We start from the raw sequence: 16,533 nt of genomic DNA, 5'->3' as shown, positions 1-16,533 counted from the left end.
TTCTTACACTTTGACGAACCACCGCTTGCGCCACATGCCGTAGGCGATCGCGAACATGCAGGCGTTGAAGAGGATGGCGTATAACAGGGAGGTGTTGGCCGCGCCCAGGGGCAGCGCCTTGATCGGCGCATACAGCGCGCTGCCGAGCGAACGCTGGCTGCCGTCGGGCTGCGCCAGCTTGATGAAACCGAGCATCTTGGCGACGAAGCCGGAGAAGGCGAAGATGAACAGCGCATTCATGCCGTAGATGAGGAAGGGTTTCGCCCACACCGCGGCGCGTTCGCGCACGCCGGCATAGGGATTCGCATCCAGCAGCCAGTAGAACAGGCCGAAGGCGAGCAGCGCCCAGCCGGTCATCCACAGGCAGAACGAGACCGTCCACAGGCTTTTATTGATCGGCATGAGCACGGCATCAAGACTCGAACCCAGCGCCAGGAACACCAGGCCGGCAAACAGCATCCACACGGTGTGCTCGATGCGCGGCAGGTTCAGCGCCAGCAGGCGTCCCGCGAGCACGCCGAACAGCTGGCTGCACAGGGCGGGGATGGTGCTGACCAGGCCTTCCGGGTCCCAGGTCTTCGATTGCACCCACAGGTGGCCGTCCAGCAGCGTGCGGTCGACCCAGGCGCCGAAGTCCTGGCCCGGTTCGAGCACGCCGGCGCCGATGCCGGGCACCGGCACCCACAGCATCAGCACCGAATACAGCGCCAGCAGCAGCGTGATGACGGCCAGCTGCGCGCGCCAGCCCAGGTAGACGACGATCGGCGCGGCCAGCAGGGTGCACAGCGCGATGCGCTGCAGGACGCCGGGGATGCGCACGCTGTCGAAATCGAAGCGCGGGATCAGGTTGAGCAGGAAGCCGATCAGGAAGATCAGCGCGGCGCGCTTCGCGAGTTTCAACAGCAGGCGCGGCTTGTCGGCGCCTTCCGCCGCCAGGCGCCCCAGCGACAGGGTCATCGCCACGCCGCCGATGAACAGGAAGAAGGGGAAGATGCAGTCGGTGAAGGTCCAGCCGTTCCACTTGGCGTGGGCCAGCTGGGCATGCAGGTTGCCCCAGTCGCCCGGGTTATTCACGAGCACCATGGCGGCGATCGTGAAGCCGCGGAAGGCGTCGAGGGAAGTCAGGCGCACGGCGTTATTTCTTGCCGAATTCGGGATCGATCTTCACGAGCGCCGCCATGATGAAGGCGGGGATCGTCGACAGGCAGGCCCAGATGAAGAAGTGCTGGTAGCCCAGGTATTCCTGCAGGCTGCCGCTCCACATCCCCGGCACCATCATGCCGAGCGCCATCAGGCCGGTGCAGATCGCGTAGTGCGCCGTCTTGTGCTCCCCTTCGCAGACCATGATCATGTACAGCAGCATCGCGGTGAAGCCGAAGCCGTAGCCGAACTGCTCGACCGCGAGCGAGGCGCAGACCACGGCGAAGCTGGTCGGCTGGGCCTGGGACAGGTAGACGAACACCAGGTCCGGCAGGTGCACGGCAAAGACCATCAGCCACAGGCAGCGCTTCAGGCCCAGGCGCGAGATCAGGTAGCCGCCGGCCAGGCCGCCCAGGGTCAGGAAGGCGATGCCGATGGTGCCGTAGGCGATGCCGTACTGCTCGGTGGTGAGGCCCAGGCCGCCCTCGATCAGCGGATCCTTGAGAAAAGGAGCGACCAGCTTCAGGAGCTGCGCTTCACCGAGGCGGAAGGTGAGGATGAAGCCGACGATCAGCCAGATGTCGCGCTTGCGGAAGAACAGCCAGAAGGTGGTGAAGAAGTCGCGCAGCGGATTGCTGGTGCCGGCCACCTTGTGGTCGGCATCGGGCTTGGGCAGGACCATCCCGTGCCACAGGAAGGCCGCGAAGAACAGCGCCGCCAGCACGAAGAACACGATCGACCAGGCCTGGTTGACGTCGCCCAGCTGGGTCGCCAGCACGCCGGCCAGCACCACCAGCGGGCCTTGTCCGGCCAGGGTGGCCAGGCGATAGAAGGTCGAACGCACGCCCACGAACGCCGCCTGCTGCTGCTGGCGCAGGCCGAGCATGTAGAAGCCGTCGGCCGAGATGTCGTGGGTGGCGGAGCTGAAGGCCATCAGCCACATCACGGCCAGGCTGGCCACGAAGAAGTTCGGCAGGTGCAGCACCAGGCCCACCGCCACCAGCGAGGCGGCGACCGCCAGCTGCAGCAGCACGGTCCAGCGGCGCTTGGTGCCGAACATGTCGACGATCGGCGACCACAGGGGCTTGATCACCCAGGGCAGGTACAGCAGGCTGGTATAGAAGGCGATATCGGTGTTCGATATGCCCATGTCCTTGTACATGATGACCGAGAGGCTCATCACCACCACGTAGGGGATGGCCTGGGCGAAGTACAGGGAGGGCACCCACTGCCACGGGGACTTCACGTTTTCTTTTTGCATGTGTTGTCTGCTGTCTCGTGGTCGGCGGGCTTCTGCAGGCCCCGCTCGTTATGCGATGGCGTCGCGCACGCTGCCGCGCGCTGCTTCCAGCAGGGCCTGGGCCCCTTCGACACTGGTTTGTTTGATCAATGCCACGATCGCGGTCTTGACGTGGTAGCCGCACTGTTCCAGCACCGCCTTGGCGGCGGCCTCGTCGGCGCCGCTGGCGAATGCGGTCAGGCGGATGGCGCGTCGCACCAGCTTGGCATTGGTAGCGCGAAAGTCTACCATCAGGTTGCCGTACACCTTGTTCAAACGCACCATCAGGCCGCTCGAGAAGGTGTTCAGTGCAATCTTCTGCGAGGTGCCGGCCTTCAGGCGGGTGGAGCCGGAGATGATTTCGGAGCCGGTGTCGAGCACGACGCCGATCTCGGCCTCGGTGGCGACCGGCGCATCCGGGTTGTTCGAGAAGCCGATGGTCAGCGCCCCCGCCGCCCGTGCGGCGCGCAGGGCGCCCAGCACGTAGGGCGTGAAACCGGAAGCGGCCAGCAGCAGCACCACGTCGCCGGCATCGACCTTCACGCCGGCGAGATCCGCCGCCCCTTGGTCATGATCGTCTTCCGCGCCCTCGACCGCGACGAACATCGCCCCTTCTCCGCCGGCCAGCAGCGCCACTGCGCGGCCGTGCGGCCAGGAGAAGGTCGGGTTCAGTTCCACGCTGTCGAGCACCCCGAGGCGGCCCGAGGTGCCGGCGCCGACGTAGATCAGGCGTCCGCCCGCTTCGATGCGCGGCAGGGCGGCGGTGATGGCGGCGGCGATGCGCGGCGCGGCGGCGCGCACGGCCTCGACGGCCTTCATCTGGTCGTCCACGAAGACGGTGACCAGCTCCGTGGTGGGGTACTGGTCGAGGGTCGCGTGGTCCTGGGCCGGGGTTTCGGTTTTCAGCATTGCGGTGTCTTCTTGGTGCGCAGTCGTCGATAAAACCAGTGTAATACCAATGTTTCCGGCGGTCCCATGAAAGCTGCGCCCGTCATCATGACGAAAAGTTATGCTGGACGGCGCAGCTCCGCCACGAAGTCGTAGTGGTCGCTCAGGCAGTAGGAGTGGGTCAACTCGACCGGCTCGCCCGACTCCAGGTAGCCGACCCGGGTGATGAACAGCACCGCGGTCCCTTCCGGCACGGCCAGGCGCGCCGCCAGCTCGGCGGGCGCGTTCATGGCGCGCAGGTGCTGCAGCGCACGCACCGGCATGTGGCCGGTCTTGGCCAGGTGGGCGTACAGCGAACCGCCCACGTTCTCGGGGCGCGGCAGGATGGTGGCCGGGATCACGCTGACCTCGTAGGCCATCACCACCTCGTCGGCCAGGCGCAGGCGCTCCAGGCGCGCCACCCGGGTGCCGGGCGAGAGCCCGAGCGAGAGCTGGGCGTCGGCGTCGGCCTGCATCACGTCGCGCCGCAGCCAGTGGCTGCCGGGCGTATAGCCGCGCTGCTGCAGCTGCTCGGAAAAGCTCGACAGGTCGGACAGCGGCTGCTCGATGCGCGGCGCGATGTAGTTGCCGGAGCCGCGCCGGCGCACCACCAGGCCCTGGTCGACCAGCTGGTCGATCGCCTTGCGGGCAGTCACACGCGAGACATCGAGCTGCTCGGACAGCGTGCGTTCGGAGGGCAGCGCCTGGTCGGCCTGGTAGCGGCCGTCGCGCACGTCCTGTGCGAGCTTGCGCGCCAGCTGCATGTAGAGTGGCGAATTGTCGTTCAGGTCGACCTGGAAGGGTGGGCTGGAAGTCGTCATCGGCATCAATCGGGTAGTGGGCAGAGTGTACGCGCCGGCCACGCTGCAGCCCATGAAAAAGCGTTGCCCCTGCATGCTCTTGCCTTATAAGCATACCACTTGATACCAATATAAAACGGTTATGCCAAGACCACCGCTATTCATTTGGCAAGCCTTTCCGACGGTCCGTATGCTGGTCCGACACCTATAACGAACACAGGGAGACCGGATGAACGAGCGCAGGCGATCGCTGCTGGGCATGGCCTTGGCTGGCGCAGTCGAACCGTTGTTCGCCATGCCGGCGGCATCGGGTACCCAAGCTGGCCGGCAGGCGCTGGATGCCGAACTGGCGGCGATCGTGAACGATCCGGCACTGCAGCTGGCCAGCCTGTCGGTGCTGGCGATCCGCGCCGGCCAGCCGGTCTACGAGGGCGCCTTTGGCCGTCGCCATATCGGCAACGGCGCCCTGCCCGACAAGCCGGCCACGCTTGATACCCTGTACCGCATCGCCTCGATCTCCAAGATGATGACCACGCTCGGCCTGATGCGCCTGGTGGAAGCGGGCCGCATGGAGCTCGACGCCGACGTCTCAAACTACCTCGGATTCAGGCTGCGCAACCCGCATTTCCCGGACCGCCCGATCACCCTGCGCACCCTGCTCACGCACCGCTCCTCGCTGCGCGACGAAGCCGGCTATTCCTGGCCGCTGGCCACTTCGCTGAAGGACGTGCTGGTCCCGGGCGACCCGAAGAGCTGGTCGAACCGCGCCGGCCCCGGCGACTGGTTCACCTACTGTAACCTCGGCTGGGGCGTGATCGGCACCGCGATGGAAAGGGTGACCGGCGAGCGCTTCGACTTGCTGATGGGGCGCCTGCTGCTGCAGCCGCTCGGCATCACTGCCGGCTACAACCCTTCTTTACTTCCGCCCGCCGCGCTCGAGAAGCTGGCCACGCTCTACCGCAAGCGCACGGTCGATACGGAGATCTGGAATCCTGACGGCCCGTGGATTCCGCAGGTCGACGACTACAGCGGCAAGCCGCCGGCGCCGCCCGCCGGCATCGCCACCTATGTGCCGGGGACGAACGCCACACCCTTCAGCCCGACCGGCGGCCTGCGCATCTCGGCGCGTGGCATGGGCGTCGTCATGCGCATGCTGATGAACGGCGGGGTGCACGAGAACAAGCGCCTGTTCGAGCGCGCCACGCTGGAGCGCATGTTCGCGCGCCAGTGGACCCATGACGGAACGAACGGCGACTCGCTCGGCGGCTTCTTCAACGCCTGGGGCCTGGGCAATGCCCAGTTCCCGGACCGTCCCGGCATGCGGCTGGTCGAGGACGGCGGCTTCGAGGCGGTCGGCCACCTCGGCGACGCCTATGGCCTGCGCTCGGTGTTCGCCTTCGATCCCGCCCGCCGCAACGGCGTCATCGTGCTGGCCGGCGGCGTGTCCAGCGACCCGGAACGCGACAAGGGCCGCTACTCGGCGCTGGCGCGCTACGAGGAACGCATATTGACGGCGCTCTACCGCCACGCCATCGTCGGCAATCCCGCACCAACATGAGGCAAACGCCCGCATATATCCCGGTTATGGTGCGCGCCGCGACTTTCATTGGCCGCCGCGCCGCCCAGGGCCCAAACTTCACCACCATCTCCATATTGAAGAGTGCAGGATGCAGCAAGTGATCGTTATCGGTGGCGGGGTCGTCGGACTGACGTCGGCCTGGTGGCTGGCGGAGGCCGGCTACGACGTCTGCGTCCTCGAACGCGCGCCGGAAGTTGGCAGCGGTTCCAGCTACGGCAACGGCGGCCAGCTCAGCTACCGCTACGTGTCGCCGCTGGCGGACGAGGGCGTGCCGCTCAAGGCCCTGCAATGGATGTTCCAGGACACCGGTCCCCTGCACTTCCGGCCTGAAGCCGACCTGCGCCAGTACCGCTGGCTGGCCAGCTTCCTGGCCCACTGCCGCGCCGACGTGAACCGCAAGACCACGGCCAAGCTGCTCGAACTGGGCGAGCTGTCGCGCCAGGGCATGAAGCAGCTCGAAGTCGTCGTCCCCTTGGAGAAATTCGACTGGCGCGACGCCGGCAAGCTGGTGGTCTACCGCTCGCGCACCGTGTTCGAAAAGGCGGCCGGCAAGCCGGGCGCCGGCGAGATCTGGTCGCCCGCCGACTGCGCCGCGCGCGAACCGGCGCTGGCCGCGGCCGAGCCGCTGCTGGCCGGCGGCATCTACAACAGCGGCGAAGCGGTGGCCGACTGCCACGCCTTCTGCCTGGCCCTGGCCGAGCGCCTGCAGGAACATCCGCGCTTTCGCGGCTTCGTGCACGGTGCGGCGCGGCGCCTGCTGGCCGACCGCGGCCGCATCACCGGTATCGAGCTGGACGACGGTGCGATCGTTTCCGGCGACAGCTACGTGCTGGCGGCCGGCATCCAGAGCCGCAACCTCTCAAGCACGGTCGGCGTCAAGCTGCCGCTATACCCGCTCAAGGGCTACAGCCTGACGGCCCCGATCCGCGCCGACGACGTGGCGCCCGAAATCAGCGTCACCGACTTCGAGCGCAAGGTGCTGTACGCGCGCATCGGCGACCGCCTGCGCGTGGCCGCCATGGTCGACATGGTCGGCGAAGACCTGCGCCACAACCCGAAGCGCGTGGCCGGCCTGACCCGCCAGGTGCGGGAAACCATGCCGCGCGCCGCCGACTACTCGAAACTCTCGGTCTGGGCCGGCCTGCGCCCCGCCACGCCGAGCAGCGCACCGATCATCGGGGCGACCCGCTACGGCAACCTGTGGCTGAACGTCGGGCATGGGCCGCTGGGCTTCACGTTTGCCTGCGGCAGCGCCAGCCTGCTGGCGGGGGCGATGCGGGGCGAGGCGCCGCCGTTCAGCCTCGACGGCCTGACGCTCGAAAAATAAGCAGCTGCCGTCCCGCCGGGGAATGGCGGATAATGGCGGCCATGTCCAAAACGACCAAAATCGAGGCCTGCCCCTGCGGCGGTCCCTCGCTGGCCGCCTGCTGCGGTCCTTTCATCGAAGGCAGCGCCCTGCCGCCCACGGCGGAGGCGCTGATGCGCTCGCGTTACACGGCGTATTCGCTGAAAAACGAGCCTTATCTGCTGGCCACCTGGCACCCCAGCACCCGCCCGACCGACACGATCATCGATGAGAAAGAGCCAATCCGCTGGCTGGGACTTGAAGTAAAATCTGCTTTACGTTTACGTCAACGTAAAGTAAATTCACCGGACCATCCAGACAGCGATACCGTCGAGTTCGTCGCTCGCTTCAAGGTGGGCGGACGGGCGCACCGGCTGCATGAAGTGAGCCGTTTCCTCCGTGAGCCCGATCCTGAGACGGGAGCGCCGCGGTGGTATTACGTTGACGGAAGTTTCCCGGAATAAACAAAAGTCAAGAGACAGCAGAGGACGGCATATGCCCCAGATCGAGAGCAAACTCAACCCGCGTGGCGAAGACTTCAAGGCCAACGCCGCGGCGATGCAGGCCATCGTCGACGACTTGCGCGCGAAGGTCGCGCAGATGGCGCAAGGCGGCGGTGAAGCCGCGAGCGCCAAGCATGTCGCGCGCGGAAAACTGCTGCCGCGCGACCGCGTGCAAATGCTGCTCGACCCGGGCACGCCCTTCCTCGAATTCTCCCAGCTGGCTGCCTACGAGATGTACGACGGCGCTGCCCCAAGCGCCGGCATCATCACCGGCATCGGCCGCATCAAAGGCCAGGAAGTCGTCATCGTCTGCAACGACGCCACCGTCAAGGGCGGGACCTACTACCCGATGACGGTGAAAAAACACCTGCGCGCCCAGGAGATCGCCGAGCAGAACCACCTGCCCTGCATTTATCTCGTCGACTCGGGCGGCGCCAACCTGCCGAACCAGGACGACGTATTCCCGGACCGCGACCACTTCGGCCGCATTTTCTACAACCAGGCGAATCTGTCGGCCAAGGGCATCCCGCAGATCGCGGTCGTGATGGGCTCCTGCACCGCGGGCGGCGCCTATGTGCCGGCGATGAGCGACGAGTCGATCATCGTCAAGGACCAGGGCACCATCTTCCTGGGCGGCCCGCCGTTGGTAAAAGCGGCGACCGGCGAAGTCGTCACGGCGGAAGACCTGGGTGGCGGCGACGTCCACACCCGCCTGTCGGGCGTGGCCGATCACCTGGCCAAGGACGACCTGCACGCGCTGTCGCTGGCGCGCACCATCGTGTCGAACCTGAACCGCGTGAAGCCGGTACAAGGCGCGCTGCGCGAGAGCGTCGAGCCGAAGTATTCTCCGGAAGAGCTGTACGGTGTGATCCCGGTCGACACCCGCAAGCCCTTCGACGTGCGCGAAGTGATCGCGCGCGTGGTCGACGGCAGCGAGTTCGACGAATTCAAGGCGCGCTACGGCACCACCCTGGTCTGCGGCTTCGCCCACATCTACGGCATGAAGGTCGGCATCATCGCCAACAACGGCATCCTGTTCTCGGAATCGGCGCTGAAGGGCGCCCACTTCATCGAGCTGTGCTGCCAGCGCAAGATTCCGTTGGTCTTCCTGCAGAACATCACCGGCTTCATGGTCGGCCGCAAGTACGAGAACGAAGGCATCGCGCGCAACGGCGCCAAGATGGTGACGGCCGTCGCCACCGCCTCGGTGCCGAAATTCACCGTCATCATCGGCGGCTCCTTCGGGGCCGGCAACTACGGCATGTGCGGCCGCGCCTTCTCCCCGCGCTTCCTGTGGATGTGGCCGAACGCGCGCATCTCCGTCATGGGCGGCGACCAGGCCGCGTCGGTGCTCGCCACGGTGAAACGCGACGGCATCGAGAGCAAGGGCGGCCAGTGGTCGGCCGACGAAGAAGCCGCGTTCAAGCAGCCGATCAAGGAGCAGTACGAGCACCAGGGCCACCCCTACTATGCGAGTGCGCGCCTGTGGGACGACGGCGTGATCGACCCGGCGGACACCCGCACCGTGCTGGGCCTGGGTCTCTCGGCGGCGCTCAACGCGCCGATCGAAGAGACCAGGTTCGGCGTGTTCCGCATGTGATGGAGGCTTGACCATGGAATACCAGACCCTCACCGTCTCCATCGACGACAAGGTGGCCGCCGTCACCCTGAACCGCCCGGACCTGCGCAACGCCTTCAACGAGCACGCCATCGCCGAGCTGGCGCTGGCCTTCGACGAACTGGGACGCAACGAGCAGGTGCGCGCCATCGTCCTCGGCGCCAACGGCCCGGCCTTCTGCGCCGGCGCGGACCTGAACTGGATGAAGAAGATGGCCGGCTACTCGCACAGCGAGAACCAGGAAGATGCGATGCGCCTGGCCGACATGCTGCGCACCATCTACCTGTGCCCGAAACCGACCGTCGCCAAGGTACAGGGCGACTGCTACGCCGGCGGCATGGGCCTGGTCGCGGCCTGCGACATCGTCGTGAGCAGCGACGTGGCGCACTTCTGCCTGTCCGAGGTGAAGCTGGGCCTGATCCCGGCCACCATCTCGCCCTACGTCATCAAGGCGATGGGCGAGCAGGCCGCGCGCCGCTACTTCCTGACCGCCGAGCGTTTCGATGCGATCGAGGCGCGCCGCATCGGCTTCGCGCACGAAGTCGTCGCGCTTGATGCGCTCGACGCCACCGTCGCCGGCATCGTGAAGGCGCTGGTGACGAACAGCCCGAACGCGGTGATGGAGGCGAAGAAGCTGGTGCGCGACGTCGTGGGCCAGCCTGTGACCGACGCGCTGCTGCTTGATACCGCCAAGCGCATCGCGGAAATCCGCTCTTCAAACGAGGGCCGCGAAGGCGTCGCGTCCTTCCTCGAGAAGCGCAAGCCGACCTGGCTGAACTAACGAATTGGATTAATCTTGAAGCAGCAGACCTCTTCCGACTGGATCGCACGCAGCCTGCGCAGCGTGTGGCACCCGTGCACCCAGATGCAGCACCACGAAGAGGTGCCGCTGATCGCGGTCAGCCACGGCAAGGGGCCCTGGCTGTATGACCACGAAGGCCGGCGCTACCTGGACGGCATCAGTTCCTGGTGGGTCAACCTGTTCGGCCATGCCAACCCGCGCATCAACGCGGCGCTGAAGGACCAGCTGGACAAGCTGGAACACGCGATGCTGGCCGGCTTCACCCACGAGCCGGTGATCGAGCTGTCGGAAAAACTGGCCGCGCTCACCGGGCACAACCTCGGCCACGCCTTCTACGCCAGCGACGGCGCATCGGCGGTCGAGATCGCGATGAAGATGAGCTTCCACGCCTGGCGCAACGCCGGTTACGCGGCCAAGCAGGAATTCGTCTGCCTGCAGGGCAGCTACCACGGCGAGACCATCGGCGCGCTGGCCGTCACCGACGTCCCCCTGTTCAAGGACGCCTACGGCCCGCTGCTGCGCGCCTCGCATGTGGTGCCGGCGCCGGATGCGCGCAACGCGCAAGAGGGCGAATCGGCCCAGGACGTGGCCAAGCGCGCTATTCAACACGTACGCGCCCTGTTCGAAACGCGCGGCGACAAGATCGCCGCCATCATCGTCGAGCCGCTGGTGCAGTGCGCGACCGGCATGGCGATGTACGACCCGCTCTACCTGGAACTGCTGCGCGAGCTGTGCGACCAGCACCACGTGCACCTGATCGCCGACGAGATCGCGGTCGGCTGCGGCCGCACCGGCACCTTCTTCGCCTGCGAACAGGCCGCCATCTGGCCGGACTTCCTGTGCCTGTCGAAAGGCATCAGCGGCGGCTACCTGCCGCTCTCGCTGGTGCTGACCCGCGACGAGATCTACCAGGCGTTCTACAGCGAAGACATCACGCGCGGCTTCCTGCACTCGCACTCCTACACCGGCAACCCGCTGGCCTGCCGCGCGGCCCTGGCCACGCTCGAGATCTTCGAGGAAGACGACGTCCTGAATCGCAACCGGGAACTCGCGACCAAGCTGACCATCGCCCTGGCCCCGCTGGCCGAGCACGAGCGCGCGAAGCACTTCCGCCAGCGCGGCATGATCTTCGCCTTCGATGCGGTCGAGCCGGATCCGGCGCGCGCCTCGACCTTCGCGCGCCGCTTCTTCACGACGGCGGTGGAAAACGAACTGCTGCTGCGCCCGATCGGCCGCACGGTCTACCTGATGCCGCCGTATATCCTGAGCGACGAGGACGTCGCGGGGATTGCCGCGCGCACGCAGAAGGTGTTCGAATCGGTGATCGCGGGTTGATGATGAACCTGATCGAAGGCGTCAACCGCAAGCTCGATGCATTGGCCGCGCAAAGCCTGATCCGCCGCCTGCGCGTGGCCGACAGCCCCTGCGCGCCGCGCCAGGTCGTCGACGGCCGCGCCATGCTCGCCTTTTGCAGCAACGACTACCTCGGCCTGGCCGCACACCCGGCCGTGGTCGACGCGCTGCAGGAAGGCGCGCAGCGATATGGCGCCGGCAGCGGCGCCTCGCACCTCGTCAGTGGCCACAGCCGCGCGCATGCGCTGCTGGAAGAGCGCTTCGGCGCGTGGATGGCGCCGGCTATCCCGCAGGCGCGGGCGCTCTACATGTGCACCGGCTACATGGCCAACCTGGCCGTCTTGACCGCACTGGGTGCGGATGCCGACGCGATGATCTTCTCGGAGGCGCTGAACCACGCCTCGCTGATCGACGGCGCCCGCCTGGCGAAAGCCGGCGTCAGCGTCTACCCGCATGGCGACGTGCAAGCCCTGGCGCAGCAGCTCGGCGCCAGCAGCGCCGGCACCAAGATCGTCGTCACCGACAGCGTCTTCAGCATGGACGGCAACCTGGCCCCGCTGCCGGAGCTGCTGGCCCTGTGCGAACGCATGGGGGCCTGGCTGGTGGTCGACGACGCCCACGGCTTCGGTGTGCTGGGCGACAGCGGCCGCGGCGCCCTCGAGCATTTCGGGCTGCGCTCGCCCAACCTGGTCTACATCGGCACGCTCGGCAAGGCGGCCGGCGTCGGCGGCGCCTTCATCGCGGCGCATGCCAGCGTGGTCGAGCTGCTGGTGCAGCGCGCCCGCCCCTACATCTACACCACCGCCGCGCCGCCGGCCCTGGCGCATGCGCTGCAGGCCAGCCTCGACATCATCGAAGGCGATGAAGGCAAACAGCGGCGCACCCACCTCGCCGCGCTGGTGTCGCACCTGCGCGACGCGCTGCGTCCGAAGCGCTGGCAGCTGCTGGCATCGAGCACGGCGATCCAACCGCTTATCATCGGCAGCAACGACGACGCGCTGCGCGTGGCGGCAGCCTTGTACGAGCAGGGCCTGTGGGTGCCGGCGATCCGCCCGCCGACCGTGGCGGCGGGCACGGCGCGCCTGCGCGTGACCCTGTCGGCCGCGCATACCCACGAGGATGTGGCCGTGCTCGCGCGCGCGCTCAACGAACTGGAAAGGGCCACCACATGAACAACCTGAACGATCCGGACCAGCCGCAGGCGCTGACGCCCGTCGTCGTCGAACCGGGCAGCGCCGGCGCGCCGGTCGCCGAAGCACCTGTCCTCGATCCGCAGCCGGAACCGGAGCTGCTCGATGCCGTGCCCGCGCGCTTCTGCTGCTTCGTCACCGGCACCGACACCGAGATCGGCAAGACCCTGGTCTCCGCCGCCATCCTGCACAAGCTGGTCGAAGGCGGCCGCCGCGCCTGCGGCATGAAGCCGGTCGCCGCCGGCGCCGAGCTGGTCGACGGCGAGCTGCACAACGACGACGCCGACATGCTGCGCGCCGCCGGCAACGTCAATCTGCCATCCAGCATCACCACGCCCTACATGCTCAGGGAACCGGCCGCGCCCCATATCGCCGCCGCGCTGGAAGGCGTGACGATCGAAGCGGTGCCGATCCTGGCCGCCTATACCGAGATCCACGCGGCGTCGGACGCCGTGGTGGTCGAGGGCGTGGGCGGTTTCCGCGTGCCCTTCAACGACGACTTCGACAGCGCCGACCTGGCCGCGCAGCTCAACCTGCCGGTGATCCTGGTGGTGGGCCTGCGCCTGGGCTGCATCAGCCACGCCCTGCTTACCGTGGAAGCGATCGTGGCGCGCGGGCTGGTGCTGGCCGGCTGGGTCGCGAACACGCTTGAGCCCGACATGCGCTTCATGCGTGAAAACATCGACGCGCTGGAACAACGCATTCCGGCGCCACTGCTGGGCCACGTGCCCCGCCTGGAGAATCCGACGGCAGCCGCCGCCGCCCAATACATCGATCTCGCGGGACTGCCGGGCTGGCACTCTCCGCGCGTCCAGAACTAAGGAAAACCACCATGTCCCAATCGAATACCGCTGCTTCTAATACGATCTCACTGCACCGCCCCGTCGCCATCAAGCAGCCGGAGAACGTCACCTGGCCGCTGGCCGACGTGCTGGCGCTGTTCGAGCTGCCCTTCAACGACCTGATGTTCCGCGCCCAGCAGGCGCACCGCGCCAACTTCCCCGAAGGCGACGTCGAACTGGCCACCCTCCTGTCGATCAAGACCGGCGGCTGCGAAGAGGATTGCGGCTACTGCCCGCAGGCCGCGCGCTACGACACCGGCGTCGAGGCCAAGAAGATCCTCGACATCGACACCGTGCTGAACGCCGCGCGCGAAGCCAAGGCGAATGGCGCGACCCGCTTCTGCATGGGCGCGGCATGGCGCAGCCCGAAGGAGCGCGACATGGAGAAGGTCGAAACCATGGTGCGCGAAGTGAAGGCGCTCGGCATGGAAACCTGCGCCACCCTGGGTATGCTGGAAGAAGGCCAGGCCGAGCAGCTGAAACGCGCGGGCCTCGACTACTACAACCACAACATCGATACCGCGCCGGACTTCTACAACAACGTGATCTCGACCCGCGAATACCAGGACCGCCTGGACACGCTGGGCCGCGTGCGCAGCGCCGGCCTGAAGGTCTGCTGCGGCGGCATCGTCGGCATGGGCGAGACGCGCGAGCAGCGCGCCGGCCTGATCGCCCAGCTGGCCAACCTGAATCCGTATCCGGAATCGGTGCCGGTCAACCACCTGGTGCAGGTCGAGGGCACGCCGCTGCACGGCATCGAGAAGCTCGACCCGATCGAATTCGTGCGCACCATCGCGGTCGCCCGCATCACCATGCCGCAGGCGCGCGTGCGCCTGTCGGCCGGCCGCCGTGAGCTGGGCGAAGCCGTGCAGAGCATGTGCTTCATGGCCGGCGCCAATTCCATCTTCTACGGCGACAAGCTGCTCACCACCGGCAATCCGGAAGCGGACGACGACCGCGTGCTCTTGGCAAAACTGGGCCTGAAAACCCGCGCGGCCACGCTGGAATCGGCGCCCAAGGCTGCCTGCGGCTGCTAAGCACACAGCGGCCGGGGCGACACGGCCGCGCAACGAACACTTGAACAACCAATAGCGAAAGACAAACGCATGTTCACCAAGATCCTCATCGCCAACCGTGGCGAAATCGCCTGCCGTGTCGCCGCCACCGCGCGCCGCATGGGTATCCGCACCGTCGCCGTCTACTCGGAAGCCGACGCGGGTTCGAAACACGTGGCGGTCTGCGATGAGGCGGTGCTGATCGGCCCCGCCGCCGCCAAGGAGAGTTACCTGCGCGGCCAGAAGATCATCGAGGTCGCAAAAAGCACCGGCGCGCAGGCGATCCATCCGGGCTACGGCTTCCTCTCGGAGAACGCGGAGTTCGCCGAAGCCGTGCAGGCCGCCGGCCTGGTGTTCATCGGCCCGCCGGGTTCCTCGATGCGCGCCATGGGGTCGAAATCGGCCGCCAAGCAGCTGATGGAAGGCGCCAACGTCCCGCTGGTGCCGGGCTACCACGGCGACAACCAAGACCCAAGCTTCTTGCGCGAGCAGGCCGACCGCATCGGCTATCCGGTGCTGCTCAAAGCCAGCGCCGGCGGCGGCGGCAAGGGCATGCGCGTGGTCGAGCGTTCGGAAGATTTCGAAGCCGCGCTGGCATCCTGCAAGCGCGAAGCGATCAGCTCCTTCGGAGACGACAAGGTGCTGGTCGAGAAGTACCTGATCCGTCCGCGCCACATCGAGATCCAGGTGTTCGCCGATACCCATGGCAACTGCGTCTACCTGCACGAGCGCGACTGCTCGGTGCAGCGCCGCCACCAGAAGGTGCTGGAAGAAGCGCCGGCCCCCGGCATGACCCAGGACCGCCGCGCCGCCATGGGCGAAGCGGCGGTCAACGCCGCGCGCGCGGTCGGCTACGTCGGCGCCGGCACGGTGGAGTTCATCGCCAACCAGGATGGCTCCTTCTACTTCATGGAGATGAACACCCGCCTGCAGGTCGAGCACCCGGTCACCGAGATGATCACCGGGACCGACCTGGTCGAGTGGCAGCTGCGCGTAGCAAGCGGTCAGCCGCTGCCGAAGAAGCAGAGCGAACTGGCGATCCACGGCCATGCCATCGAAGCGCGCGTCTACGCCGAGAATCCGGAGAAGGGCTTCCTGCCCTCGATCGGCACGTTGCGCCATATGGATACGCCGCACGCGGTCGAGTTCGAGCTCGGCACCGACGGCGCCAATCCGGCCGCCGTGCGCGTCGACTCCGGCGTGCGCGAAGGCGATGCCATTTCGCCGTTCTACGACCCGATGATCGCCAAGCTGATCGTCTGGGGCGCCGACCGCACCCAGGCCCTGGCGCGCCTGTCGCAAGCGCTTGCCGAGTTCCAGATCGTGGGCCTGGCCACCAACATCGCCTTCCTGATGCGCCTGGTCGAGGGCGAGGCCTTCTCCACCGCCGACCTGGACACCGGCCTGATCGAGCGCCACGGCGACACCCTGTTCCCGGCGCCCGCTGCTGCGCCGCTGGGCGCCCTGGCCCTGGCTGCGCTGGCGCTCGCCGCGGGCGAGACCGTGCGCGGTGCCGTGAATCCGGCCGACCCGTGGGCCCAGGCACGCGGCTGGCGCATGAACAGCGCCTACCGCCGCGTGCTGTCGTTCGGCGATGAGTTCAGCGGCGCGCAAGGCTACCAGGTCGGGCTGACCTATGGCGCGGGCAGCTGGGAAATCGACGCCAACGGCGAGCGCCGGCGCCTGGAGCTGGTCCGCCACGAAGGCGCCGAGCTCACCATCCGCCTGGGCGAGACCTCGCTGCACGGCAGCGTGCGCCGCGACGGCGACCTGTTCCACGTGTTCACCGGTGGACGCCACTATTCCCTGGCGTACAATGACCCGATGGCCCACGCCGGCGAGCTCGAAACCGCTGGCGGCCGCCTGACCGCGCCGATGCCGGGTAAAGTGGTGGCCGTGCTGGCCGCGTCCGGCAAGGAAGTGAAAAAGGGCGAGCCGCTGGTCATCATGGAAGCGATGAAGATGGAGCACACGATTGCCGCGCCGAGCGACGGCCTGGTGGAAGAAGTGCTGTACCAGGTCGGCGACCAGGTGGCGGATGGAGCGCCGCTGCTGGCTTTCAAGGCGGCTTGAAAAGAACATAAAAACGTAGGGGGAGAC

At 67.2% G+C, this 16,533-nt stretch carries 14 protein-coding genes; 10 read left to right on the top strand and 4 right to left on the bottom strand.

The window, feature by feature from the left end; translation table 11 throughout:
- Positions 1-3 precede the first annotated feature (3 nt).
- From LQ564_RS16330 to LQ564_RS16315, 4 genes are read right to left on the bottom strand one after another with little or no spacing between them, the layout of a single operon-like run.
- Positions 4-1,131, bottom strand: a complete 1,128-nt coding sequence (locus LQ564_RS16330) for an acyltransferase family protein (RefSeq protein WP_231059171.1) — start codon at positions 1,129-1,131, stop codon at positions 4-6.
- A 4-nt stretch (positions 1,132-1,135) separates the two neighbouring features.
- Positions 1,136-2,401: an MFS transporter gene (locus LQ564_RS16325; RefSeq protein ID WP_231059170.1), complete on the bottom strand. Its 1,266-nt coding sequence runs from the start codon at positions 2,399-2,401 to the stop codon at positions 1,136-1,138.
- A gap of 48 nt (positions 2,402-2,449) precedes the next feature.
- Complete coding sequence (locus LQ564_RS16320) at positions 2,450-3,367, bottom strand: N-acetylmuramic acid 6-phosphate etherase (RefSeq protein ID WP_269143584.1); 918 nt, start codon at positions 3,365-3,367, stop codon at positions 2,450-2,452.
- Between the two features lie 59 nt (positions 3,368-3,426).
- Positions 3,427-4,167, bottom strand: coding sequence for a GntR family transcriptional regulator (locus LQ564_RS16315; protein ID WP_231059168.1), 741 nt, complete (start codon positions 4,165-4,167; stop codon positions 3,427-3,429).
- 208 nt (positions 4,168-4,375) lie between these two features.
- On the opposite strand from LQ564_RS16315, the gene LQ564_RS16310 reads away from it, so the two are divergent.
- From LQ564_RS16310 to LQ564_RS16265, 10 genes are all read left to right on the top strand, one after another.
- Positions 4,376-5,704, top strand: coding sequence for a serine hydrolase domain-containing protein (locus LQ564_RS16310; RefSeq protein WP_231059167.1), 1,329 nt, complete (start codon positions 4,376-4,378; stop codon positions 5,702-5,704).
- A 109-nt stretch (positions 5,705-5,813) separates the two neighbouring features.
- A complete protein-coding gene (locus LQ564_RS16305) occupies positions 5,814-7,052 on the top strand; it encodes a D-amino acid dehydrogenase (protein ID WP_231059166.1) in 1,239 nt (412 codons plus the stop codon).
- A 41-nt stretch (positions 7,053-7,093) separates the two neighbouring features.
- Entirely contained in the window at positions 7,094-7,534 is a 441-nt protein-coding gene (locus LQ564_RS16300) for a YchJ family protein (RefSeq protein WP_231059165.1), read from the top strand.
- A 31-nt stretch (positions 7,535-7,565) separates the two neighbouring features.
- Entirely contained in the window at positions 7,566-9,173 is a 1,608-nt protein-coding gene (locus LQ564_RS16295) for a carboxyl transferase domain-containing protein (RefSeq protein WP_231059164.1), read from the top strand.
- A 13-nt stretch (positions 9,174-9,186) separates the two neighbouring features.
- Positions 9,187-9,972, top strand: a complete 786-nt coding sequence (locus LQ564_RS16290; protein WP_231059163.1) for an enoyl-CoA hydratase/isomerase family protein — start codon at positions 9,187-9,189, stop codon at positions 9,970-9,972.
- A 15-nt stretch (positions 9,973-9,987) separates the two neighbouring features.
- Positions 9,988-11,328 (top strand): adenosylmethionine--8-amino-7-oxononanoate transaminase, encoded by a 1,341-nt coding sequence (bioA, locus tag LQ564_RS16285; protein ID WP_231059162.1) that lies wholly within the window; start codon positions 9,988-9,990, stop codon positions 11,326-11,328.
- Positions 11,329-11,330: 2 nt separating this feature from the next.
- Complete coding sequence (gene bioF / locus LQ564_RS16280; RefSeq protein WP_231059341.1) at positions 11,331-12,518, top strand: 8-amino-7-oxononanoate synthase; 1,188 nt, start codon at positions 11,331-11,333, stop codon at positions 12,516-12,518.
- On the top strand, positions 12,515-13,357 hold the full coding sequence (bioD, locus tag LQ564_RS16275; protein ID WP_231059161.1) for a dethiobiotin synthase: 843 nt from the start codon (positions 12,515-12,517) through the stop codon (positions 13,355-13,357). The genes bioF and bioD overlap by 4 nt, the downstream gene beginning before the upstream one ends.
- A gap of 11 nt (positions 13,358-13,368) precedes the next feature.
- Positions 13,369-14,415: a biotin synthase BioB gene (bioB, locus tag LQ564_RS16270; protein WP_231059160.1), complete on the top strand. Its 1,047-nt coding sequence runs from the start codon at positions 13,369-13,371 to the stop codon at positions 14,413-14,415.
- Between the two features lie 69 nt (positions 14,416-14,484).
- Complete coding sequence (locus tag LQ564_RS16265; protein ID WP_231059159.1) at positions 14,485-16,506, top strand: acetyl/propionyl/methylcrotonyl-CoA carboxylase subunit alpha; 2,022 nt, start codon at positions 14,485-14,487, stop codon at positions 16,504-16,506.
- Positions 16,507-16,533 lie beyond the last annotated feature (27 nt).

Source organism: Massilia phyllostachyos (assembly GCF_021044825.1).
GTDB lineage: Bacteria > Pseudomonadota > Gammaproteobacteria > Burkholderiales > Burkholderiaceae_D > Telluria > Telluria phyllostachyos.
The sequence above is the reverse complement of the archived record's forward strand: the minus strand, read 5'-3'. Positions and strand labels throughout refer to the sequence as shown.